The organism is Nitrosomonas sp. (assembly GCF_022842015.1).
In the GTDB taxonomy this organism is placed as follows: domain Bacteria; phylum Pseudomonadota; class Gammaproteobacteria; order Burkholderiales; family Nitrosomonadaceae; genus Nitrosomonas.
In genome coordinates this window covers 1-5,769 of record NZ_JALHQJ010000111.1, presented here as the reverse complement: position 1 = coordinate 5,769, position 5,769 = coordinate 1, and the positions used below count along the sequence as shown (strand labels likewise).

Here is a 5,769-nt window from a genome sequence, read left to right as displayed (position 1 = left end):
GTAAGCCTCCAACCCTTCCACATTAACACCCTGATACATCATCGCTATCCTCAAACTTTTCACAAGGAGGAACGATGTCATCATCAGAAGCACGACGAATTCATATCGAAGCATGGCAAACCAGCGGGATGTCTCAGGCGGCTTATTGCCGGGAACATGGTTTGAATACCAAGACGTTTGGCAATTGGGCTCGCGAGCATCGTGCTGGTCAGGTCGTTCGGTCACCTGCATTGGTTCCGGTAACGATCAAACCAATGCCTATACCAGCGAATACGATATGTCTTCGCGGACGGGGCGACCATGTGTTGGAACTGCCGTCGACGGTATCGCCGCATTGGTTGGGGGAATTGTTGAAGTGTCTTTGATTACGAATCCGGGGGAGATTTGGTTGATGGTTGCGCCGGTGGATATGCGCCGGGGGATCGACGGTTTGTCGGTGTTGGTGGAGCGGGCGTTACAGCGCTCACCGTGTTCGGGTTCGGCGTTTGTGTTTTGCAATCGCGCGGGTAATCGCATCAAAGTGTTGCTGTGGGATGGTACCGGCGTGTGGCTGTGCCAGCGGCGTTTGCATCGGGGACGGTTTGTTTGGCAGCATTCCGGCGAAGGTGGCATTGTGTTGACGCAGCCGCAATGGGAGTGGTTGATTGCCGGGGTGGATTGGCATCGTTTGGGGTTGCAATCTTGCGGGATGAAATATAGCTAAAGCCAATATTGACGCCATTTCTCATGGGTTTTTGCGGTATAATAACGCCATGAAAACGCACGTAAAACAGTCGATTGAATTGGATCATCTGAATCTCGCGCCAGAGGCTAAAGTCGAGGTATCGAATCTGATTCAAACGCTACTCGACGAAACAAAAAAACAAGCGAACGAGCTCAAACTGCTGGAAGGGAAGAATCAGGCGCTGACGCTGGAACTGGCCCATTTGCGCCGCATTCGCTACGGCGTGAAGAGCGAAGCACTGTCGCAACCACAGTTGAGTTTGTTCGAAGAAGACTGGCAAACCGATATTTCGGCCATTGAAGCGGAAATCGAGCAACTGCCGCTACCGGTTCCGCAAAGAACCAAGCGTGCACGCGCTGGGCGCCAGCCGTTGCCGGATCACCTGCCGCGCATCGAACACCGCCACGAACCGCAATCCTGCCAATGCAAACAATGCGGCAGCGAGCTGGTCAAAATCGGCGAAGATGTCACCGAACAACTCGACGTCAAACCCGCCGAATTCTTCGTGCACCGCCACATCCGCCCGCAATACGCCTGCCGGTGTTGCGAAACCGTAGTTGCCGAACCCGTGCCGCCCGCCGTCATCGACGGCGGCATGGCAGCACCCGGCTTGCTCGCCTGGATCGCCATCGCCAAATACCTCGATCATCTGCCGTTGTATCGCATCGCACAAATCGCCGCGCGGGAAGGTGTCACTTTATCGCTCTCCACGCTGGCGGAATGGATCGGACGCATCGGCGTGGCACTGCAACCGCTGGTTGACCGGCTGACTTTGCACTTATTGCAAGGTCGCGTATTGCACGCCGACGAAACCCCGGTGGCGCAACTTAATCCCGGTAACGGAAAAACGCAGCGCGCCTACCTATGGGCGTATCGCAGCAACGATTTTGAGTCGGGGCCGCGCATCATCGTATTCGACTACCAAACCAGCCGTAGTGGCAAACATGCGCGAGACTTCCTCGACGGTTGGCAAGGTCATCTCGTTGTCGACGACTACGCCGGTTACAAATCGCTGTTCACCCTCGTCGGCAACTGCACCGAACTCGGTTGTTGGGCGCACGCGCGCCGCAAATTCTTCGATCTGCATCAGGCCAACGCCAGCACCGTTGCATTCGAAGCATTGCAACGCATCGGCAAACTTTACGCCGTCGAAGCCGAAAGCAAGCACTTATCGACCGAAGCACGGCAACAACTGCGTGCCGAAAAAAGCCTGCCGATCCTGCAATCGTTGCACGACTGGTTACTGCAAACCCGCTTTCATACCGCCGATGGCGGCGGCACCGCAAAAGCCATCGATTACACCTTGAAGCGCTGGCAAAGCCTAATCCGCTACGCCGGCAGCGGACACCTGCCAATTGACAACAACCCCGTCGAAAACACTATTCGCCCCATCGCGCTCGGCAAGAAAAACTGGCTGTTCACCGGCTCCGAGCGCGCCGGGAAACGTGCTGCCGCCATCCAAACCCTACTCGGCACCGCAAAACTCAACGGCCTTAACCCCGCACAATGGCTAGCCGGCACCCTCGAAAAACTCCCCGCCTGGTCTAACAGCCGAATCGATGAATTGCTGCCGTTCGCACCGGAGGCTATTGAAGCATTGCTGAAGGAATGTGGCTAGGTGGTGGGGTTGGAGGCTTACTTTTCTCGGGTGGCTTTTCCAGAACAACTGTTGTTTGATACTTTTTCAGGGACGACTATTTACATCAGGCAGAAAACTGATTTGGTTGGAAACCGTAGGACCGAGCGAACCATCAGGCTGTTAGTGCAATATTTTTGGGGTGCATCGCCAAGATCAATCAACGCCTGATCAGCCAATCGTCCAGTCTTACTTAAGACGTTGATTTCATACTAATACTTCAGTTTTTTGATATCGATTGGCTGAATAGCATTTGCCATCCATAATAATATCTTGATGCTATCCAACCACTACTCATAGATATCGAAGCTGCCAGGATCAGTCGAAGCTTTCAGCAATACTTCAGTATCCCCACCAGGATAAAATTCGGTATTGATTCCAGTCTCCTTTTGAGCTTGCTGGCGAATGTCCTCCTTTCGCACAAGACTGAAGTACAAATTTATGAATAGGCAAGCTAACCAGGTTAGGTTATCCAGACACAACCCAAATGTTGAAGAAATTTTTGCTAAAAATACCCCTCGGATAACACCCAGGCTTTCCACCCGGCTAAACAAAGTAACGTAAAAAACGCCGCCACCATGTCATCAAACATGACGCCAAAACCGCCTTCCAGATTGCGGTCGTAGTATCGGATAGGCTGCGGCTTAACAATATCAAACAGGCGAAATAGAATAAATGCGGCTAACTGCCACGCCCATCCAGCCGGCGTAAAAAAAAGAACCAGAAGAAATGCCACGGTTTCATCCCAGACCATGCCGCCGTGATCCGGATCACCTAAAGCCTTGCCGCTAAGACCGCATGCCCAGATGCCTACAATAAACATGATGTCTATCAATAATAAAAGATAAATTGGATTGAGATAATAATTAAGTAGCCAAAACAATGGAAATGCAACCAGTGTTCCCATCGTGCCGGGAGCGATGGGGCTTAATCCAACACCGCCTGAAAAAGCGATGAAATAGGCGGGATGACTGCAAATTAAAGCAAAATCCGGTTGAAATTGAGTAGACTGGTCGCTCGACAAGTCATAGGCTTTAGGCACTGAAGTGGTCATATCCTTTGGTCTCCAATGTGATTGCATTCCCCTTGGCATCTTTCACAATCAAGCCCTCACCCGAAAGAATCTCACCGATGCAAGTAAGAGGAACAGCCAATTTAGCAGAAAGATTTTTAATTTTGTCGCGATTTATTTTCGGGGCTGTAAAGCATAATTCATAATCATCTCCGCCGGCCAATAAACAGCGCATTACCAGAGATTGCTGCAAGTATTTTTTTAATACCGGCGAGCATGGGATATCGGTCATATTGATGTAGGCCGCTTTTTCAGAAGCGGTCAGGATATGCCCCAGATCCGCCACTAATCCATCGGATATATCAATAGCGCTATGCGCCAGATCGATCAAATGTTGTCCTAACTCAATCCTTGCGGTTGGTGTCAGTAATGCAGGCAGACAGTACGCAATCTCATTGGGTTCGAGAGTTATTTGCTGTAACTCATGATTAAGCGCCAAGGCAGCGTCGCCTAATCGGCCGGAAATCCAAATATCATCATCCAGTTTGGCGCCACTACGGCGCAATGCTTTGCCTACCTCGACTTCCCCTATGATTTGCACACCGATATTCAATGGCCCGGAAGTCGTGTCTCCACCGATTAACTCCACTTGATACGAATCGGCCAGTGCAAAAAACCCCGCACTAAATTCACTTAACCAGGCTTTATTATTTTGCGCCAAATTGTCCGGCAACGTCAAAGCCAGCAAAACCCAGCGAGGCTTTGCGCCCATTGCAGCCATATCCGAGAGATTAACTGCTAAGGATTTGCATCCAAGTTTGTAAGGATCAGTGTCTGCAAAGAAATGTTTACCACACACCAGAGCATCCGTTGAGATAGCTAATTCTTTGTTGTCAGTGGCTTTAATCAGTGCAGCATCATCACCAATTCCCAGCACTGCTTGAGTTGCAGTCCGTTTGAAATAGCGGCGAATAATATCGAACTCTGAACACACGCCGTATTAATACTAAACTTGATTTCTTGACATTCTTGGTGCTGCTATCTCAACAGCGCGCAATTGAATCGCCAATTTATCCAGCACGCCATTCACATATTTATACCCATCACTACCACCATAAGTTCTGGCTAACTCTATCGCTTCATTGATAATTGCGCGATAAGGAATCTCCAGATAATGCATTAACTCAAAAGTGCTCAATAATAAAATTGCAAATTCCACCGGACTTAGTTCATTTAAAGGACGGTCCAAGCAGGGTTGGATACATCTTTCCAGTCCCTCAACATCCTTGAGCACACCTTGCAGTAAGTTCGCGAAGTGTTTCTCATCTACATGCTTAAATTCTTCGGATTCCCGTAATTGCTGCTCAATAAAATTCGCCGTGCCGCCAGCAACACGCCACTGATAAATGCCCTGCAACACAAACTCGCGTGCAATCCGGCGGCGGCTTTTATGTTTATCCGTCTTTTGGTTTGTGGTGGAATTTGTGTCGGTCAGCGTGCTACTCATAAATCGATTTCATCAATTTTTATATGCAAATTAGCCATTTCCAATGCAACCTGCGCAGATTCCATTCCTTTCTGGATCATTCTGGCAATCGCTTGATCATCATTATCCGTAGTCAATATCCCATTGGCGACAGGAATCTCTGTTTCAATCTGTACCATGATTAAGCCCCGCGCGGATTCGTTCGCAACGACTTCAAAATGATAAGTATCTCCCCGGATTACCGCACCCAATGCAATCAACGCATCAAACTGATCGGACAGAGCCATTCTTTTTAATGCCAGTGGAATTTCCAATGCTCCAGGCACGGTCACAAGCAGTATGTTCGAATCTTGCACACCATTTTTCTTAAGCTCTGCGGTACAGGCACTGAGTAAACCTTCCCCCACATCAATGTTAAAACGGCTCATGACAATGCCGATACGCAGTTCAGCTCCATCCAGATTTGGTTCAAATTCAAGAATATCGTCATAGTACGGCATATCTTACTCCTGTAAGTCTATTGATTAATCGTGATCCATTCTTGATCACTAAAAATTTAAATTTTATAGGTTGGGCGTATCCACGTAACTGGTTACTTCCAAGCCGAATCCTGTCACGCTGGGCATTTTTCTTGGCGCTGACATCAGTCGCATTTTTCCTACGTTAAGATCTTTCAGTATTTGCGCGCCAATACCGTGATCACGAAGATCCGTCTTGATTGAGCCGGGAAAACGAGATTCCCTCAATTGAACGCGCTCAATCAATTTAGCTGGACTTTCTTTGCGATGTAGGAGAACGATAACACCTTGCCCCGCTTCGGCAATCAACTTCATGGCATCATGAACGCTCCAAGAATGCGTATTATCGTAAATATCCAATAGATCTATGACCGACAGCGGCTCATGCACGCG

General features: G+C 49.2%; 6 protein-coding genes and 1 pseudogene. 2 read left to right on the top strand and 5 right to left on the bottom strand.

Going from position 1 to position 5,769, the window contains the following annotated elements:
- The first annotated feature begins 112 nt into the window (after positions 1-112).
- Both tnpB and Q0C11_RS14210 read left to right on the top strand, forming a co-directional pair.
- A complete protein-coding gene (tnpB, locus tag Q0C11_RS14215; protein WP_293009077.1) occupies positions 113-703 on the top strand; it encodes an IS66 family insertion sequence element accessory protein TnpB in 591 nt (196 codons plus the stop codon).
- 49 nt (positions 704-752) lie between these two features.
- Positions 753-2,342 carry an IS66 family transposase gene (locus tag Q0C11_RS14210; RefSeq protein ID WP_293009075.1) on the top strand — a complete coding sequence of 530 codons (1,590 nt, stop codon included), beginning with the start codon at positions 753-755 and terminating at the stop codon, positions 2,340-2,342.
- Positions 2,343-2,865: 523 nt separating this feature from the next.
- Here Q0C11_RS14210 and Q0C11_RS14205 read toward each other — a convergent pair.
- From Q0C11_RS14205 to Q0C11_RS14185, 5 genes and pseudogenes are all read right to left on the bottom strand, one after another.
- Positions 2,866-3,414, bottom strand: a complete 549-nt coding sequence (locus Q0C11_RS14205; protein WP_293009073.1) for a phosphatidylglycerophosphatase A — start codon at positions 3,412-3,414, stop codon at positions 2,866-2,868.
- Positions 3,395-4,366 (bottom strand): thiamine-phosphate kinase, encoded by a 972-nt coding sequence (gene thiL / locus Q0C11_RS14200; protein ID WP_293009071.1) that lies wholly within the window; start codon positions 4,364-4,366, stop codon positions 3,395-3,397. Before thiL ends, Q0C11_RS14205 begins: the two co-directional genes overlap by 20 nt.
- Positions 4,367-4,378: 12 nt before the next feature.
- Positions 4,379-4,879, bottom strand: a complete 501-nt coding sequence (gene nusB, locus Q0C11_RS14195; protein ID WP_293009069.1) for a transcription antitermination factor NusB — start codon at positions 4,877-4,879, stop codon at positions 4,379-4,381.
- A complete protein-coding gene (gene ribH / locus Q0C11_RS14190; protein WP_293009067.1) occupies positions 4,876-5,358 on the bottom strand; it encodes a 6,7-dimethyl-8-ribityllumazine synthase in 483 nt (160 codons plus the stop codon). Before ribH ends, nusB begins: the two co-directional genes overlap by 4 nt.
- 63 nt (positions 5,359-5,421) lie before the next feature.
- Positions 5,422-5,769 (bottom strand): annotated as a pseudogene (locus Q0C11_RS14185) (bifunctional 3,4-dihydroxy-2-butanone-4-phosphate synthase/GTP cyclohydrolase II); the annotation flags it as partial.

Excerpts from the sequence above, each read along its gene's own strand:
- tnpB (WP_293009077.1), top strand. The coding sequence starts at position 113 with ATGGCAAACCAGCGGGATGTCTCAGGCGGCTTATTGCCGGGAACATGG.
- Q0C11_RS14205 (WP_293009073.1), bottom strand. The coding sequence starts at position 3,414 with ATGACCACTTCAGTGCCTAAAGCCTATGACTTGTCGAGCGACCAGTCT.
- Q0C11_RS14210 (WP_293009075.1), top strand. The coding sequence starts at position 753 with ATGAAAACGCACGTAAAACAGTCGATTGAATTGGATCATCTGAATCTC.
- ribH (WP_293009067.1), bottom strand. The coding sequence starts at position 5,358 with ATGCCGTACTATGACGATATTCTTGAATTTGAACCAAATCTGGATGGA.
- nusB (WP_293009069.1), bottom strand. The coding sequence starts at position 4,879 with ATGAGTAGCACGCTGACCGACACAAATTCCACCACAAACCAAAAGACG.